The sequence below is a fragment of the Delftia sp. Lp-1 genome (genome assembly GCF_020523835.1).
GTDB classification, from domain to species: domain Bacteria; phylum Pseudomonadota; class Gammaproteobacteria; order Burkholderiales; family Burkholderiaceae_C; genus Comamonas; species Comamonas acidovorans.
The window spans coordinates 3,367,173-3,382,581 of sequence record NZ_JAJALJ010000001.1 but is presented as its reverse complement, the minus strand read 5'-3'; the positions used below and the strand labels follow the sequence as shown (position 1 = coordinate 3,382,581).

Here is a 15,409-nt window from a genome sequence, read left to right as displayed (position 1 = left end):
TCCCACCATGCATTTGTCCAGACGCGAATTCCTCGGCGCCGGCGCGGCCGCCGCCTGTGCCTCGCTGGTCGGTTGCGCGGCCTCGGCGCCCGTGTCGGGCAGTTTCCTGCAGCCGTGGCGTAGCCATCTGGAGATGCCGCGCGACCAATGGCGCCAGCGCCTGGCCGCCACCCAGGCGCTGGGCTGCCGGGAGCTGTTCGTGCAATGGAGCGGCCTGCAAGGCGATTCCGAGGCGGACAGCTGGATGCTGGCCGACGCGCAGATCGCCGACTTGCTGGACATCTGCACCGAACTGGGCATGGGCGTGCACCTGGGCCTGCCTTATGACGAGCGCTGGTGGAAGCAGATCAGCCTTTCCAACGCAGCAGGCCCCGCGCCCTACCTGGCGCATATCGCCGAGCAGGGCGCCAGCCACATGTACACCAGCACCTGGCCGCGCCATGCGGCCTTTCGCGGCTGGTACATCCCCTACGAGCTGGAGCAATACCACTGGGCCGCGCCCGAGCGCATCGAGCTGCTGGTGAGCGCACTGCAGCCACTGGCGCAGGCGGCAGCGGCCACGTCCGGCCAGGTGCCCGGCATCTCCACCTATTTCAGCCAGCTGCAGACGCTGGGCAGCCTGCCCACGCTGTGGAGCATCCTGCTGGACCGGGTGTCCCTGCGCCCCATGGTGCAGGACGGCGTGGGCGTGGCGGGACTGCGCAACTACGAGGCGCTGGCACCGCTGCAGCAGATGCTGCTGGAGCGCAGGGCGCCGTTCGACCTCATCGTGGAACTGTTCGAGCAACTGCCGCCCACGCGGCCCGATGGCTCGGACTTCCAGGCGCGCACGGCCAGCTTCGAGCGCGTGCGCCGCCAGTGGGACGTGGCCCGCGACTACGGCGCCCAGCGCGTCGTCGCCTTCGCCATCGACCCCTGGGTGCTGAACGACACGCCAGAGGCCCGGCAACTGCTGCGCGAGTGGAAGGCCGCCGCCCGCTGAGCGCGGTGGCTGCCGGGTCAGAAGCGCTTGCCGATGATCTCTCGCAGGATCTCGCTGCTTCCGCCGAAGATGCGCAGCGCCCGTGCATCGGCCCAGGCGCGGCCAATGCCGTATTCGGCCATGTAGCCGTAGCCCCCGTGCAGCTGCAGCAGCTCGTCCAGCACCTGGCCCTGCAGCTCGGTGGCGTTGAGCTTGGCCATGGCGGCGGTGACGGAGTCCAGTGAGCCTTCCATGTGCTGGGCCAGGCAGTCGTTCAGGAAGACGCGCAGCATGGTGGTCTTGGCCAGGGCGTCGGCGAACTTGAAGCGGGTGTTCTGGTAGTCAAGCACGCGGCGCCCGAAGACCTTGCGGTTGCGCACGAACTCGGCAGCCTCATCCAGCATGCCTTCGGTGGAGGCCGCCGCACGCAGCGCGATCGCCAGCCGCTCCTGCGCCAGCTCCTGCGTCACATGCTCGAAGGCGGCGTTTTCGCGGCCCAGCAGGTGGTCGGCCGGCAGGTGCAGTTCGTCGAAGAACAGCTCGCAGGTGTCCTGGCTGTGCTGGCCTATCTTGCGCAGGGCGGGACCCTTGCCCAGGCCCTTCATGCCTTCTTCCACCACGAACAGCGACAGGCCGCGCGCGCCCAGGTCGGGCTCGGTGCTGGCCAGAACCACCATCAGGCCGGCGTTGACGCCGTTGGTGATGAAGGTTTTCTGGCCATTGAGCACGTAGCCGTCACCTTCACTGTCGCTCTTGCGGCGGGCGCGCGTGCGTACGGCCTTGAGGTCGCTGCCCGCGCCGGGCTCGGTCAGGGCGATGGCGCCGATCAGCTCGCCAGTGGCCATGCGCGGCAGCCAGCGGTCCTTCTGCACCTGCGTGCCGAAGTTCCAGAGATAGGGCGCCACCATGTCGGAATGGATGGAAAAGCCGATGCCCAGGCAGTTGGCGCGCGCCAGCGCCTCGATGACCACGGCCGCGTGGCCGAAGTCGCCGCCCTGGCCGTAGGGCGGGGGCAGGTCGCAGTTGAGCAGGCCGCTGTCGCCGGCCTTGCGCCACAGGGCGCGCGGCGTGATGCCCTCTGCCTCCCAGTCATTGATGTGGGGCAGGATCTCGGTGGCCACGAATCGGTCCACCTGTTCCTTGAACAGCAGGTGGTCTTCACGCAATACGGAGCGGGTGCGCATGTCTGTGTCGGTCTCCTTGGGCTGGGTCAGGGACGATAGGTGTCGGTGGCGCTGGCCTGGCCGCGGAGCACGGGTGCGGCGGCCGTACCTGTCATGAACAGGCTGTAGTGGTCGCCCGGCTGCAGCTGGGGCAGTGCCAGCGGCGCGCTGGCCGCAGTGGAGCAGGTGGCGGCGAGCTGGGCGCTGACCGGGTTGATGGAGCGGCTGGCCGACTTGGCGGGCGCCACGCCCGTGAACAGCGGCGTGCCCGTCCCGGCGATCTTGAGCCCGCCTTCGGTGCAATCGTCGATCAGGTTGTAGAAGCGCAGCTCGGCCTTGAGCGCGTCCTGGCTGCCTCCGGAGTCGTCGATGGACGTGAAGCGCGTGGCCGCGTTCTTGCCCTGGCGCTGTGGCACCAGGGTGGTGAAGCTGCCCGGCGCCACCTTCATGCTGCCGGCGCTCTTGCCGTCCAGCTGGATGGCAAAGGGCGTGTCGCCCTTGACGATGGCGTAGCTGCTGGCCGGCTTGCTGCCGGACAGCGTCTGCTCGGGGCCGTCGCCTATCTTCACGCGCAGGCTGCCCGCGTCGGGGTGGACCACGCGCACGAAGGACGAGCCTGCGGGCGGGCGCGCCGCATAGAGCTGGGCCAGCGTGCCTTCGGCATGCGCGGCAGGCAGGCAGGAGAGCCCGGCCAGGCCGGCCAGGGCGAGCGCGACGGTACGCATCACGGGGGAAAAAGCGGAGGTCATGCCTGCGGGTCCTTGGTTTCCTTGGCGGGGCGCATGCGTGCATCAAGGTACATGCGCTCCAGTTGCTTGCGGTCGGCCTTGTCAGTCTGCGTCAGCGGGAAGCCGTGGCAGGCCAGCAGTTCCGACGGAATCATGTAGGGCGGCACGCGCTGGGCCAGCAGTTCGCGCCATCCGGCCAGGTCTTCGGGCAGGGGCTGCATGCCGGGCGGGCCGCTGCGGTCCAGGTCCACGAAACCGATCATGCGCACGATGAAGCCATCGGACCGCTTGAGTGCCACCGCCGCGCCTGCGCGCACGCCGGGCAGGGTGGCCAGCACGGCATCGACCTCGGCCAGCTCGATGCGGTAGCCGTGCATCTTGATCTGGTCGTCGCGCCGGCCGTGGAAGGTGACCAGGCCCTCGCCGTCGATCTCGCCCAGGTCGCCCGTGCGGTAGCCGCGCTTGCCGTTGCGCATGAACATGCGTGTGGCGTGCAGGTCGGGGCGGTTGAGGTAGCCGCGCATCACGTGGTCGCCGGCCACGCAGATCTCGCCTTCGTCCAGGAACACATCGGCATAGGGCTTGGCCCGGCCGATGGGAAAGGGCAGCGGCGCGCGCTGGCGCAGCGCGGGGTCGATCTCCACCCAGGTGGTGGAGCAGGTGGCCTCGGTGGGGCCGTAGGAGTTGATGATGCGCGCCTGGGGAAAGCGGCTCCACAGCGCCTCGGCCACGGTGGGCGTGAGCGATTCGGCGCCGAAGACGAAGACGCGCAGGTCGGGCAGGTGCTGCTGGTCGAAGTCGGCATCCAGCAGCTGCTGGCGCACGAAGGAGGGCGTGGATGCCCAGACGTTCACATGGGTGCCCGCCAGGTAGGCGGCAAAGGCCTGGCGGTCGGCAATGGTCTCGCGCGCGCACAGCACGCAGGCGCCGCCCGTGACCAGGGCGCCCATCCAGTTGAACAGCGAAAAGTCGAAGCTGAACAGCATCTGGTCCATGAAGACCGGCGCCTCGCCCAGGGCCAGGCAGTCGCGTATCCAGCCGGCGAACAGGCCCAGGCTCTCCCGCCCGATCTGCACGCCCTTGGGATCGCCCGTGCTGCCCGAGGTGAACATGATGTAGGCCAGCGATTTTTCCTGCAGCGGCTGCGCGGCGATGCCGGTGTCCAGGAAGCTGCGGGCCTGCGCGTCGTAGTGCAGGCCGGCCTGCACCAGCGTGGCGATGCGCGCCATGCGCTCGGGCGGGTTGATCACGTCCACCGGCACGAAGGGCACGCCCAGGCGCAGGCAGCCGAGGATGGCCACGAGGAACGCGGTCTCCTTGTGCCCCGTGATCAGCAGCGGCTCGTCACGCCGCGCGCCGCGCGCCAGCGCCTGCTGCTCCCATTGCGCCACGGCCTGGGCCAGTTGCTGCCAGTCCAGCGTGCCGGCGGCATCGATCACGGCGGGCCGCGCGGTGTCGGCGCCAGGCTCGGTGAAGTCGAAGCGGTCAAAACTGAATCGCATGCGGGCTCCTTGTTGCGCAGGGACAAAGGGACAGTGCGGCGGCGTGCAGGCGCTGCATCAGGCCTTGCGCTGCTCGGCCACGTACTGCGCCAGCGTGTGCACGGATTCCAGGTGCAGGTCGATCTCCGATGGCGGTATCTTGACGCCGAATTCCTTTTCGATGGCCAGTGCCACGTCCACGGCGGACAGCGAGTCCACCAGGCCCGATTCGAGCAGCAGCGTATCGGGCTCGACCGAGGTCAGGATGATGGCGCCGATGATCTGGGCAATCTTGGTTTCGATGTCATTCAGGGACATGGTTTTTCTCCAACAGGTGTTTCAGAACTGGAAATACAGGAAGCGGGTTTCCTTGTGCAGGTTGACCAGGCACAGGAAGAGCAGGACCAGGGTCACGGCCGTCCAGCTCGCGCTGGGGCGCCAGCGCATCCAGGCGCGGGGCGCTTCCTGCACCTTGAACATGGCGGGCGAGAAGCGGCCCAGGATCTGGTGGGCATTGGGCGTGAACCAGGCAATGGCCAGCAGCAGCAGCACCAGGGCCAACTGCATATGGTGGCCTATGGCCAGGCGGATGGCATCGCCCAGTGACAGGCCCTGGACGTGGGATAGCGACTCCAGCGCCTCCACGCCGCGCAGGCCGGCCATGCCCTTGAGCAGCAGCATGGCGTCGCCCACGCCGTGGGCGCGGAAGAAGGTCTGGGCGATGAGCACGGCGATGAAGGTGATGACAACGCACAGCGCCTGCACGCCCCGGCCCGACTTGCGTGCGGCGGCCGGCTTGCGGCTGACCACGAAGATGCGCCAGGCATGGTTGACCGACAGGTAGAAGGCATGCAGCAGGCCGAAGATCACGTACTGCAGGCCCGCACCGTGCCAGATGCCCGCCAACCCCATGGTGAACAGCGTGGGCACGACGATGGTGGCCGCAAAGCCGCCGGGCGTGCGCGCGGCGCTGGAGCCCACGGACAGGCCGCGCTTTTCGCGTGCGCGCGAGATGGCCATGGCCACGGGGTAGTACAGGTAGGCCGTGAGGTAGCGCGTCAGCGTCATGTGCCAGCGCGCCCAGAAGTCGATGATGCTGCCGGCCTTGTAGGGCGAGTTGAAGTTCAGCGGGAAGCGGATGCCGAACATGCGCGCCAGGCCCAGCGCCATGTCCGAATAGCCCGAGAAGTCGAAGTACAGCTGCAGCGCGTAGCTGAGGCTGGCGCCCCAGGCGGCCCAGAACTGCAGCTCGCCGGGCGCGGCGAATCCCGCGTCTGCATAGGGCGCGATCTCGTCGGCCAGCAGCACCTTCTTGGCCAGGCCGATCACGAACAGCGTGCCGCCGATGGACAGGTTGTCCGCGCGGAACCGGTAGTTATCCGGCTGCGCGAACTGCGGCATCATTTCCTTGTGGTGCAGGATGGGCCCCGCGATCAGGTGCGGGAAGAAGGTCACGAACAGCACGTAGCTGAGCAGGCTGCGTTCCTTGACGATGCCCGAGCGGCAGTCCAGCAGATAGCCGATCTGGGTGAAGGTGAAGAACGAGATGCCCAGGGGCAGGATCAGCTCGTGCATGCCGCCCTGCGTCAGCCCCCATTCGCCCAGGAAGTTGAACAGGGTGGCGAAGTACTTGTAGTGGAACAGTGCCGCCAGGTCCGCGCCCACGCCCAGGGCGGTGACCAGCCCCTGCAGCCGCGCGCGGCCCGCAAAGCGCAGGATCAGCAGGCTCACCACGTAGTTGAAGGCGATGGACAGCGCCAGCAGGGCGACGAACTGCGGGTTCCACCAGCCGTAGAAGACAAAGGACGTCAGGCACAGCCAGAACGCGGCCAGCCGCAGGCTGATGGCCCCGGCCAGGTAGTGGCCCGCCAGCGCGATGGGCAGGAACAGCAGCAGGAAAAGATAGGAATTGAACAGCATGTAGCGGGCGGGGTCACGCAGGCGGGGAGGCGGCGTCCATCTCCTTGAGCGCCGCTTTTTCATCGTCCGTCAGGGGCAGGGACAAGGTGTTTTCCGAGAACTCCCAGATCACCAGCCGCAGGCTGGCCGGCCAGGAGGCGCGGCGCTTGAGCGCGGCCACCATGGCGCCGCTGAACTGGCCGCCGTCCATGCTGAGGTTCCAGACTTCCTGGCCCAGCGCGCGGCCGAGCTGCGGCGCGAAATTGCTGCGCAGCCCGTTGGAGCTGCCGGCTAGCAGCACCTGCACGGGCGGCGTCTCGTCCAGCAGGCCGCCGCCGCGCACGGGGGTGATGGCCTGCGGGCGTATTTCGTCGCGCTGCGGGCGCCAGCCTGCCGGTGCGTCGGCCAGGCCGGCCAGGGCCAGCAGGTCACCGGGCAGCGGCTGCAGCGGCCCGGGCGCGGATTCCTCGAAGGCCTGGGCGCCGCGCTGCCCGCCCAGCAGCGGCAGCGCGGCCTGGGCCACGGCCAGGGCGGCGGTGCGCGCGCCCTCGGCATTCATGTGCACGTCTGTGCGAAAGAAAACGGGTTGCGCCTGCTCCTGTGTCTGCAGGGCAGGGCGCAGATCGGCGAAGGCAATGCCGTCGGCCTGCAGGCGCTGCTGCCACAGGTCCAGGCGCTGGAGCATCACGGGAGCCACGGGCAGGCCGCACAGATGGGCGGCCTCGATGCGCGACTTGTCGGGCACGGCCACCACCAGGGTGGCAATGCCTTTGTCCCGCAACTGCCGCGTCCAGTGGCGCAGCAGGCGCTGGCGCGCCTCGAAGGGCGCGGCGCCCGTGCCGGGCTGGGGCCGCAGGCCGTCGCGGTAGAACATCCATTGCGGGCAGCCCAGGGCCACCTGCGCTCCCGTGTCGCCCAGCAGGCGGTAGCGCAGCGCAGCCTGGCCGGTTTCCAGCGAGGACTGCGCAGGCAGGCGCAGGCCCTTGTTCAGCGCCGCGCCCGCGCGGCCATCCAGCCAGGCGGCCAGTTGCAGCTCGCCGGCCTTCGGTCCCCCGCTGGCCAGCGTCCAGCCGCCCCAGGCCAGGCCCGACAGCAGCAGGGCGCCCCAGATCCAGGCGTTGCGCCGGTGTCCTTTGTCGGTTTGCAGTTCTTGCGCGGTGGGGTCCACGGTGTCAGCCCTTGAGCGCGGCCCGCAGCCGCTCCAGCCAGGTGGCGTTGGGCATGAGCGAGGCGTTGTCCCACTGGCCGGCCGCGTTGGGGCCGTAGCTGTAGGTGGGCTCGAACATCTGCCACACCAGCACCTGGGGCTTGTGGGACTTGAAGGCCGGCGACTCCAGGTACTCCAGCAGCATGGTCCACTGGCCCACGTTGCCGGGCTTCCAGTTCAGCGAGACCGGGCGGTCCAGCAGGTTGGAGAGCTTTTGCGGAAAGCCGAAGTAGGGCTGGACCATGCTGTGGCCCGTCACGTGGACGGGCGCGGGCTCATCGTCGAGCAGGCCCTTGGCCGGAGCCTGGCGGCGCACGGTATAGACCTCGCGGCCGATCTGCTTGCGCTCCTCGGCGGTCAGAAACAGCTCGGCCAGGTCGCCATAGCGGCGCTCGGTGACGGTGTCGCCCAGGGCCAGGCCGCTGCCGGCGCTGCCTGCCAGCTGGGGCACCTCGCCTTGGACCATGCGGGCGGTGGCCTCGGCCGTGGCGTCGGCTGCCGCCTGGGTCCAGTGCTGGTCGGTGCGGTAGAACACATCCTTGCCGCTGTCGCGCACGGTGCGCAGCACGGCCTCGTCGTCAAAGCTGGGAATGCCGGCGGCCTGCAGCGCCTGCAGCACCTGCTTGTAGCGGCCCTGGACATCGGCGCTCATGGCCTTGCCGTCGGGCATCTTGTCGGCATAGAAGCGCACCTTGTCGGGCAGCAGCAGCACCTGCAGCTTCACGCCGCGCGCGGCCAGCAGGTTGCGCGCCTCGGTGATCAGCCGCGTGGATTCGGTGATGCCGGCGCGGTCCACCTGGGTCAGGCTGCCCCAGCCCGGAAACAGCCAGCCATCCTTGCCCCTGAGGACGATGGAGGAGCTGTCCTGTGCCTGTGCCTGTGCCTGTGCCGTACCCTGCGCTGCCAGCGCGCCCAGCACCAGTGCGCAGCCGGCCAGCCCGCGTGCGGCGCGCGCCATGCCCGAGCGCAGTCCGTGCAGGGCGGGGCGGGGTGCTTGCTTGGTCGAATCCATGGGAGCTTTCTCCTTTTCTCTTGTCTGTGTGGTGGTGGCGGCGGCGGGGCAGGGCTTTCAATAGGACAGCGTCAGCGTCATGAAGAGGCCCTTGGCCCGGTCGGCCTGGCCGCCGCCGATGTTGAAGCGGTATTGCATGGACCAGTCCACATAGGACTGGGCCGTGCTGTAGTGGCTTTCGCGGAACCATTGGCGCAGGCTGACGCCCACGCCGGCGCTGGCCGACCAACTGCTGCCATTGCCTTGCAGGGCCAGGGTCTGTCCCTGCTGGGCGGCCAATTGGGCTGCGGTGGGCGTGGCGCCAGGGGCGGCCTGCAGGGAACGCACTTGCACGCGGTTCCTCTGTTTGATCCAGTCGGCCGCGACCACGCCGAACGGGAAGATCACCAGGCCCTGGTTGATGCCGTCGGCGCGGAAGCTGCGGCCGATGCGGGCCTCGGTGGAGAAGAACCATTGCTCGCGCTTGTAGCGGCCCGAGCCGTCGCCCACCAGGGCCCCATTGGTCTGGTCTGTCAGCGTGAAGCGCGAGGCCATGCTCTGGTTGGCATAGCCGGCCTGGCTGTAGCCTTCCATGGTGAACCAGCTGGAGCGGTCCGTGCGCCGGCCCGTGCCCTCGTAGAAGCCATGGGTGACATAGGCCAGCCAGCCGCCCTGGCCCGCGCCCGCGCTGTACTTGGCCGATATCGGGTTGCCCAGCGCAGGGCCCGTGGGGTTGAGCGGATCGCGCCCGCTCATCAGGCAGCGCAGCTGGGGCGATTCAGGCGTGATGAAGCCCGAGCGCGTGGCGGAGCCGATGTTGAACTGGCGCTCTATGCCAAAGGTCAGCGCGTACTTGGTGGACGGCGTGAAGCGCATGCCCAGCGAGCCCGTGGTGGTGGGCAGGCCAGAGATGCCGCGGTTGTCGCCCGCCTGCACATTGATGGGCAGGCCCGTGCAGGGGTCGATGGCGCTTTGGCCCAGCGTGGTGCCGCCGCCGTCATGCAAGGTGCTGCCCAGCCGCCCGTAGACATCGAAGATGCGCGTCGATGAGTTCAGGAAGTTGGACGGGCGCCAGTAGGCCTCGGCCGTGCCGAAGACCGCATCGCCGGCCTGCGTGAGGATGCCGTCCGAGAACGCACGCCCCGCAGGCCGCGCACCCCGGTAGCCCATGGAGACGATGGCACCCCACTCGCGTGCGTAGCCGGAGACGGCGCTGCGTGCGTTTTCGCGCTGGCCGGGCGTGAGCTTGGCGGTGCCGGCGTCGTCCAGGTCGATGGCTTCCTTGAAGGTGCGCACGGCGCCCCGGTTGTCGCCGGTGCCGGCCAGCGCATAGCCTTCGTCCAGCATGGCGCCCGCTGGCGCCTCGCCCGTGGCGCGCGCCGCGCGAAAGTCCTGCAGCGCCTTGGCCGGCTCTTCCTGGCGCGAGTACAGGTAGCCGCGCTGCATCAGCAGCTGGGGGTCGTTGGGGGTGAGGGACAGGGACTTGTCCAGCCGCAGCAGGGCCTGGCCCTGCTGGTCGCGGTCGCCTGCGGCCAGCGTGGTGGTCAGCAGCTTTTGCAACTGCTCGTTGTCGGGGTCCTGCTCCACGGCCGTTTGCGCATGTTCGATGGCGGCCTTGTAGTCCTGGCGCGCGTAGGCCGCATAGGCCTGAGCGCTGGGGCCGCCCGTGCCCTGGGCATCGGAAGGCTGCAGCTCGCAGACCGTGCCATAGGGCGTGTCGCGGCAGTCCTGCAGGGGCGGCGGATAGTCGGCCATGGCCAGGGTCTGCGAAGCGCCGCGCGTATCGGCCACCATGGGCGTGTCGCGGCCGGGGCGCAGGTCATCGGCTTGCTTGAGGCGGCGGGCCACGGATTCATCCTGTGCCGGCATGGGCGCCAGCAGCGCGCGGGCGCGTGCCGCGTCGCCAGCGGCCAGGGCCGCGTCGGCCGCGATCAGGCGCAGGTTGGCCGATTGCTTTTCGTCCAGCCAGTCCTGCTTGAGCACGGCATCGAAGTCCTCGTTGGCTTGCGTGGTCTTGCCCTGGCGCTGGCGTATGTAGCCGCGCATGCCCAGCGCGGCCGTGTCCTCGTTGTCCTGCGCCAGGGCCTCGTCTGCGGCCTTTTCCGCGTCGGGCAACTGCTCGGCCAGCAGCAGCGAGGTGATCAGCAGCAAGCGGTGCGATGCCGTTCCCGGCGCCAGCGCCACTGCTTCGCGCGCAAAGGGCACGGCCTGCGCCGGGTTGTTGGCGATCAGCGCCTGGTAGGCCTTTTGCGCGGGCAGCACGGCCTGGCTGCGGCGCAGGGTCTGGCGCTTGGCCACCAGGTCGCTTTTGTTGGGGGGCTCCAGGGCCAGGGCGGCATCTGCGGCCTCGATGGCGGCGCCCAACTGGTCCTGGGCCTCCAGCGCGCCTATCCACAGCAGCGCCCACTGGCCCTGGCTGGGGTCCAGGCGAAAGGCCTGCTCGGCTTTGCGCGCGCTGTCTGCGTAGTTCCTGGCGTTGTAGTCGGCGTAGGCCTCGGTGGCGATGGGAAAGGCCTTGTTGTAGGCCTCGGAGGCCGTGGCCGCGCCGCCACCTGCGGCGGCCCCGCCTGCCGCAGCCATGCGCACATTCGTCTCGGCCTGCTGCAGCGTGGCCTCGTCCAGCCCGGCGGCGCGGGCCGAGGCGATGGCCTTGAGCGCTTCCTCGTTCTTGCCCTGCTTTTGCAGCGAGTAGATCAGCAGCATGCGCAGGCGCAGCAGGTCGGGGCGCAGCTGTACGGCCGATGCGGCGGCGCTGGCGGCCCGTGCAAAGCGGCCGGCCTGATAGTGGGCATAGGCCTGGTTGGCAAGCTGCCATGCGCGGCCCCTGAGCGGCGCCTCGGCCTTGACGGCTGCTGCGGCCTGCGGCCAGGCCGGCGGCGCGTTCCAGCCGGCGCCCAGCAGCGCGGCCAGCGTGAGAGGGCGAACGAGGGGAGCGAGATGCTTCATATGCCGGCCCTTGGAGTGCTTGGAATGCCTTGTGCGGGAATGTCGGGATGCACCGTGGGGTCGGTGGGCTCCCCCTGCTGGAAGCTGATGGCCTCGCGCAGCGTGGCCTCGTCCAGCCAGCCCTGCTCCATGAGGATGGCGCCCAGCGGACGGCGTTCGCGCTGCTGTATCTCCAGCGCGGTGGCCAGCCGGGTTTCGTCGATGGCCTGCCATGACAGCAGCAGCTCGCCCAGGCGCTGGCGCTGGTGGCTCAACTGGTCGGGGGACGGGAAGTCGTGCATGGTCTTGTCCCAGGCCAGCCGCTTGCCCGTGACCAGGTGGACGATGAACAGCTTCCAGGCGCGCGCCGCTGCCATGGCATTGATGAAGTTGCCGATCACCATGCGCGGGATGGACAGCATGGCGTGCTCCCAGCCGTACAGGCGCGAGACGAACCAGGCGCGCTGCACCACGCGCAGCAGCAGGGCGATGACGTTGACGCTCATCAGCGTCACCAGCCAGCCATTGGGAGCGAACAGGGACGGGTAGTACACCGTCCACCAGCCCATGTGATCGGCCAGCAGGAACAGCAGGAAGTTCAGCAGCAGCAGATAGGCCAGGATGGCCACGAAGGAGGTCACCAGCCCCTTGCGGTCGCGGAACAGCAGGTACTTGGTGGACAGCGGCCCGGCCCAGCCGACCTGGCTCCAGCCCTGCAGGCCGATGCCCAGTGTCCAGCGCGCCTTTTGCCGGTAGGCGGTCTTGAAGGTGTTGGGAAAGAACTCGCGTATGCCCAGCGGCATGGTCAGCGTGGACACCTTTTCCTTGCCCAGGCCGAACAGCGGCTTGCGCCGTATCACGTAGTCCACGGGGAACTTGCCGAAGATCTGCTTCATGCCCCGGCGTGCCAGCCGCGCGCCGATGTCGTAGTCCTCGGTCAGCGTGTCGGTGTTGAAAGGCTGGTTGTGGGTCTCGGCCGCCAGCTCCTCCATCGCCTTGCGCGAAAAGCAGGTGCCCACGCCGGCCGAGGGCACCATGTGCGACATGCTCTCGCGCACCACCAGGTCCTTGGTGTGCCATTCGGCGAATTCGTCCATGTAGGTGCCGGCCACCAGCTCGTACCACTCGCGCTCCAGGGAGGTCACGGGCAGCTGGATGAAGTCCATGCGCGGCAGCAGGTAGTTGTAGTACTTGAGCTCCAGCGGGTGCAGCACGTCTTCGCTGTCGTGCAGGATCAGGCCGGCAAAGGGCTCGGGCTGCAGCGTGTTCTGCTGAAAGATGGCCTGCACGATCCAGTTGAGGCAGTCGGCCTTGCAGGTGGGGCCGTCGTGGGGCACCTCCACGCGGACCAGCTGGCGGTAGCGCCGGCGCATGCGCTCGACCTCGTTCTTGGTGCGCTCGTCGTTGCGGTAGGTGCCCACGAAGATCATGTAGTTCTTGTAGTCCAGCGTACCCACCATGCTCTCCAGCATGGGCGCGATCACGTCGTACTCCAGCCAGGCCGGCACCATGATGGCCAGCGGCTTTTCCTCGACCTCCTGCAACTGCTGTGCCTTGAGCGGCTGATAGCGGCGCTTGATGGTCAACGCGCGCCAGGCCTCGCGCACCCAGTACCAGGCGTCGATGAACAGGTCGTCAATGCTGGACAGCAGGATGACGACGGCCACCACGGCGCTGACGATCTCCAGCGCATGGTAGTAGTCGGCCACCAGGTAGGGCCAGTAGAGGGAAGAGATCATGGCGATCGCCTCATGCCGTCGTCATCGTTGCCCGGGCCGGGCTCAGTGCTTGGACTGCTTGCTGCGCGCCACCGCCCAGGCCAGCACCACCAGCAGCAGCACCACGAACAGCGCGATGGCGATGCCCGGAACGCTCCAGGACAGGAAGTTGCGCCATTCGTGGAAGGCGCTTTCGTGCGGGCCCGACGGAATGCCGGTTTCGGGATTGCTGCTGTCCACCCAGGCCAGCGGGCCGTCGCCACCGATCACGGCGATGTTGCCGCGATTGAGCAGGAAGGGCTCGCCCAGGCCGCCCGTCCACTCGCCGATGGCATGCCACAGCACGCCCTGCTGGCCGCCTGCCGTGACCACTTCGGCCGAGGACAGTTGCTTGAGTCCCTTGATGTCCAGCCAGTCCGCCGACTTGCCGCGGATGCGCAGCTGCTGCCGGTCCGTCACCGTCACCAGGGGCTTGGCGCCGTCCACCGGCACTTCCATGGCGACAAAGGGCATGGAGGGCTTGGCCGTTGCATCGGCCTGGGCCACGACCAGCTCGGCCTGCGAAGCCGACAGGCCGCTGGCGGCCGCCAGGTTGGCCATGCGCTCCAGCGCGGCAGGCGCCGCCGACAGATAGCTGGCGGGCACCAGGAACTGCGACTTGGCGCCCAGCAGCGGCAGCAGGCCGATGAAGCTGCCGTTGGCCTCGGCCTTGCCGGGCGTCACGTAGCTGATGGCCGGCAGCACGCTGGCGGGGTAGGGCTGGGGAATCTCGTTGCAGTCGGCCGAGTAGGGCTGGCGCTGCACGGACACCCGCAAGGTGTTGTTGATGCCCAGCGCATAGCCGGGCACACGGGCGCGCAGGCGTTCGGGCTGGCCGTTGGCCTCCAGCTGGCGGGCCGACAGCAGCATGCCGTTCCAGAACAGCGTGGCCACGGGGCGCGTGGCCGAGGCGCCGGGGGCGGCGGCCACGTACAGCGTGATCTCGCCCGGCATCTGGCCCTGCGAGGCCACGGCGCTCAGCGGGAAATTCATCGTCCAGTCGCCGCGCGACAGCACGTCGAAGCTGTCGGGACTGCCGCCCAGGCTGGACAGGCGTATGCCCTTGGCCTCGTCCCATTGCGGGGGCTGGGCCGCGGCCACGGTCACGTTGTCGCTGACCAGCAGGCGCTGCAGGGCGGCCTCTTGCAGGCCGGCCACGCGCGCACCCGCGTCGGCGGCCACGGCCAGCACCATCTGGCGGCCCATGGGCAGGGCGCGCAACTGCTGCGAGGCCAGCGCCTCGTTGGCCAGCGGCGCGCGCCGGGCGCGCCATTGCTGCAGGGCCTGGCCCGCATCGGGGTCGGCCGCCAACTGGGCCTGCAGGGCCGCGAAGGCGGCGGTCAGGCGCTGCTGCAGTGCCTTGTCGGCCACCACGATGTCTCCGCTGACCTGGGCGGCCCCCAGCATGAGCAGCGCGCCCAGTTCGGCGTCACTGGCCAGCTTGTGCTGGGGCTCGGCGCCGCGCAGTGCGGCAAAGGCGGGCACGCCGGCCAGGGCGGCGGGAACCTCCAGGCCGCGCAGGTCCAGCGTCTCCCCCACGGCGGGCAATGCGTTCACCGTCATGCGCCTGTTGTTGCGCTGCAGGCTGGCGCCAATGCGCCAGGCACTGTCGAACGAGGCCTGCTCCAACTGCCTGCCTGCCACCAGCACGGTGGTGCGCACGGGCAGGGTGTTCCAGACATCTTCGATGCTGCGCACATCGCGCGGGTCCACGCGGTAGCTCAGCCGTGTCTGCGGCGAGATGGTCAGGGAGTTGGCCAGGGAATGGTTGTCATCGCATCGCACCTGGCCGTTGCGGCTGCGCCAGTTCACGCCCAGCCGCACGAAATCGCTGGCGCGGGCCTGCTGGGCGACGGGCAGCGTGCGCTGCAGCATGCCGTCACCATCGGGCACGGTCTGCGACACGGCGGGCGTGCCGTTGAGCGAGATCACCACGGTCGAGACGCCGGGCTCGCCCTTGAGGTAGCGGCTGTCGAAGGCAATGCTGGCATCGCCCAGCGGCAGGCCGCGCGGCACGGGCAGGTAGAAGTCCTGGGTGGCCGTGCCGGCCAGCACCACGGGATCGACGATGCCCAGCTCCTTGAGCGTGACGCTGCGCTGCAGCCCGTCGCTGGCGCCCAGCTGGCGTATGGCGTCACCCAGCGCCGAGGCCGAGGCCGTCTGCGCGAACAGGGCGCCCAGGCCCAGCAGCGAACCCAGCGCCCAGCGGGCACCGGTGCGGGAAAGCGATTGGCGGATGGTCGGTTGCATGGGGGCCTCTTTTCTCACTTCGGTGCTCGATTCGTAATGCGCTTCGT

Annotated in this window: 11 protein-coding genes; 1 reads left to right on the top strand and 10 read right to left on the bottom strand. The window is 69.1% G+C overall.

All coding sequences use genetic code 11. The features are described from left to right. Positions 1 to 7: 7 nt before the first annotated feature. Complete coding sequence (locus tag LGR64_RS15195) at positions 8 to 982, top strand: DUF4434 domain-containing protein (RefSeq protein WP_034392079.1); 975 nt, start codon at positions 8 to 10, stop codon at positions 980 to 982. Positions 983 to 999: 17 nt separating this feature from the next. Here the strand turns inward: LGR64_RS15195 and LGR64_RS15190 are convergent, their stop codons facing one another. Genes LGR64_RS15190 through LGR64_RS15145 form a run of 10 tightly spaced genes read right to left on the bottom strand, consistent with a single transcriptional unit; the run spans position 1,000 to position 15,362 of the window. Beyond that, a complete protein-coding gene (locus LGR64_RS15190; protein WP_141833689.1) occupies positions 1,000 to 2,145 on the bottom strand; it encodes an acyl-CoA dehydrogenase family protein in 1,146 nt (381 codons plus the stop codon). Between the two features lie 26 nt (positions 2,146 to 2,171). Continuing rightward, positions 2,172 to 2,873 (bottom strand): alginate O-acetyltransferase AlgF, encoded by a 702-nt coding sequence (locus tag LGR64_RS15185; protein WP_230355983.1) that lies wholly within the window; start codon positions 2,871 to 2,873, stop codon positions 2,172 to 2,174. Then, entirely contained in the window at positions 2,870 to 4,354 is a 1,485-nt protein-coding gene (locus tag LGR64_RS15180; RefSeq protein ID WP_141833684.1) for an AMP-binding protein, read from the bottom strand. Before LGR64_RS15180 ends, LGR64_RS15185 begins: the two co-directional genes overlap by 4 nt. 57 nt (positions 4,355 to 4,411) lie before the next feature. Continuing rightward, positions 4,412 to 4,651, bottom strand: coding sequence for an acyl carrier protein (locus tag LGR64_RS15175; RefSeq protein ID WP_012204786.1), 240 nt, complete (start codon positions 4,649 to 4,651; stop codon positions 4,412 to 4,414). A gap of 21 nt (positions 4,652 to 4,672) precedes the next feature. Continuing rightward, complete coding sequence (locus LGR64_RS15170) at positions 4,673 to 6,253, bottom strand: MBOAT family O-acyltransferase (RefSeq protein WP_230355981.1); 1,581 nt, start codon at positions 6,251 to 6,253, stop codon at positions 4,673 to 4,675. Between the two features lie 13 nt (positions 6,254 to 6,266). Next, a complete protein-coding gene (locus LGR64_RS15165) occupies positions 6,267 to 7,400 on the bottom strand; it encodes an alginate O-acetyltransferase AlgX-related protein (RefSeq protein WP_141833679.1) in 1,134 nt (377 codons plus the stop codon). A gap of 4 nt (positions 7,401 to 7,404) precedes the next feature. Beyond that, a complete protein-coding gene (locus tag LGR64_RS15160) occupies positions 7,405 to 8,451 on the bottom strand; it encodes an alginate O-acetyltransferase AlgX-related protein (protein WP_141833676.1) in 1,047 nt (348 codons plus the stop codon). Between the two features lie 57 nt (positions 8,452 to 8,508). Continuing rightward, positions 8,509 to 11,376 carry an NfrA family protein gene (locus LGR64_RS15155; RefSeq protein WP_141833673.1) on the bottom strand — a complete coding sequence of 956 codons (2,868 nt, stop codon included), beginning with the start codon at positions 11,374 to 11,376 and terminating at the stop codon, positions 8,509 to 8,511. Then, a complete protein-coding gene (locus tag LGR64_RS15150) occupies positions 11,373 to 13,094 on the bottom strand; it encodes a glycosyl transferase family protein (RefSeq protein ID WP_096915893.1) in 1,722 nt (573 codons plus the stop codon). Before LGR64_RS15150 ends, LGR64_RS15155 begins: the two co-directional genes overlap by 4 nt. Positions 13,095 to 13,136: 42 nt before the next feature. Beyond that, positions 13,137 to 15,362 carry a cellulose biosynthesis cyclic di-GMP-binding regulatory protein BcsB gene (locus LGR64_RS15145; RefSeq protein ID WP_141833670.1) on the bottom strand — a complete coding sequence of 742 codons (2,226 nt, stop codon included), beginning with the start codon at positions 15,360 to 15,362 and terminating at the stop codon, positions 13,137 to 13,139. Between the last annotated feature and the right edge of the window lie 47 nt (positions 15,363 to 15,409).

Coding starts and splice junctions, on each gene's coding strand:
- LGR64_RS15195 (WP_034392079.1), top strand. CDS start 8: ATGCATTTGTCCAGACGCGAATTCCTCGGCGCCGGCGCGGCCGCCGCC.
- LGR64_RS15190 (WP_141833689.1), bottom strand. CDS start 2,145: ATGCGCACCCGCTCCGTATTGCGTGAAGACCACCTGCTGTTCAAGGAA.
- LGR64_RS15185 (WP_230355983.1), bottom strand. CDS start 2,873: ATGACCTCCGCTTTTTCCCCCGTGATGCGTACCGTCGCGCTCGCCCTG.
- LGR64_RS15180 (WP_141833684.1), bottom strand. CDS start 4,354: ATGCGATTCAGTTTTGACCGCTTCGACTTCACCGAGCCTGGCGCCGAC.
- LGR64_RS15175 (WP_012204786.1), bottom strand. CDS start 4,651: ATGTCCCTGAATGACATCGAAACCAAGATTGCCCAGATCATCGGCGCC.
- LGR64_RS15170 (WP_230355981.1), bottom strand. CDS start 6,253: ATGCTGTTCAATTCCTATCTTTTCCTGCTGCTGTTCCTGCCCATCGCG.
- LGR64_RS15160 (WP_141833676.1), bottom strand. CDS start 8,451: ATGGATTCGACCAAGCAAGCACCCCGCCCCGCCCTGCACGGACTGCGC.
- LGR64_RS15155 (WP_141833673.1), bottom strand. CDS start 11,376: ATGAAGCATCTCGCTCCCCTCGTTCGCCCTCTCACGCTGGCCGCGCTG.
- LGR64_RS15150 (WP_096915893.1), bottom strand. CDS start 13,094: ATGATCTCTTCCCTCTACTGGCCCTACCTGGTGGCCGACTACTACCAT.
- LGR64_RS15145 (WP_141833670.1), bottom strand. CDS start 15,362: ATGCAACCGACCATCCGCCAATCGCTTTCCCGCACCGGTGCCCGCTGG.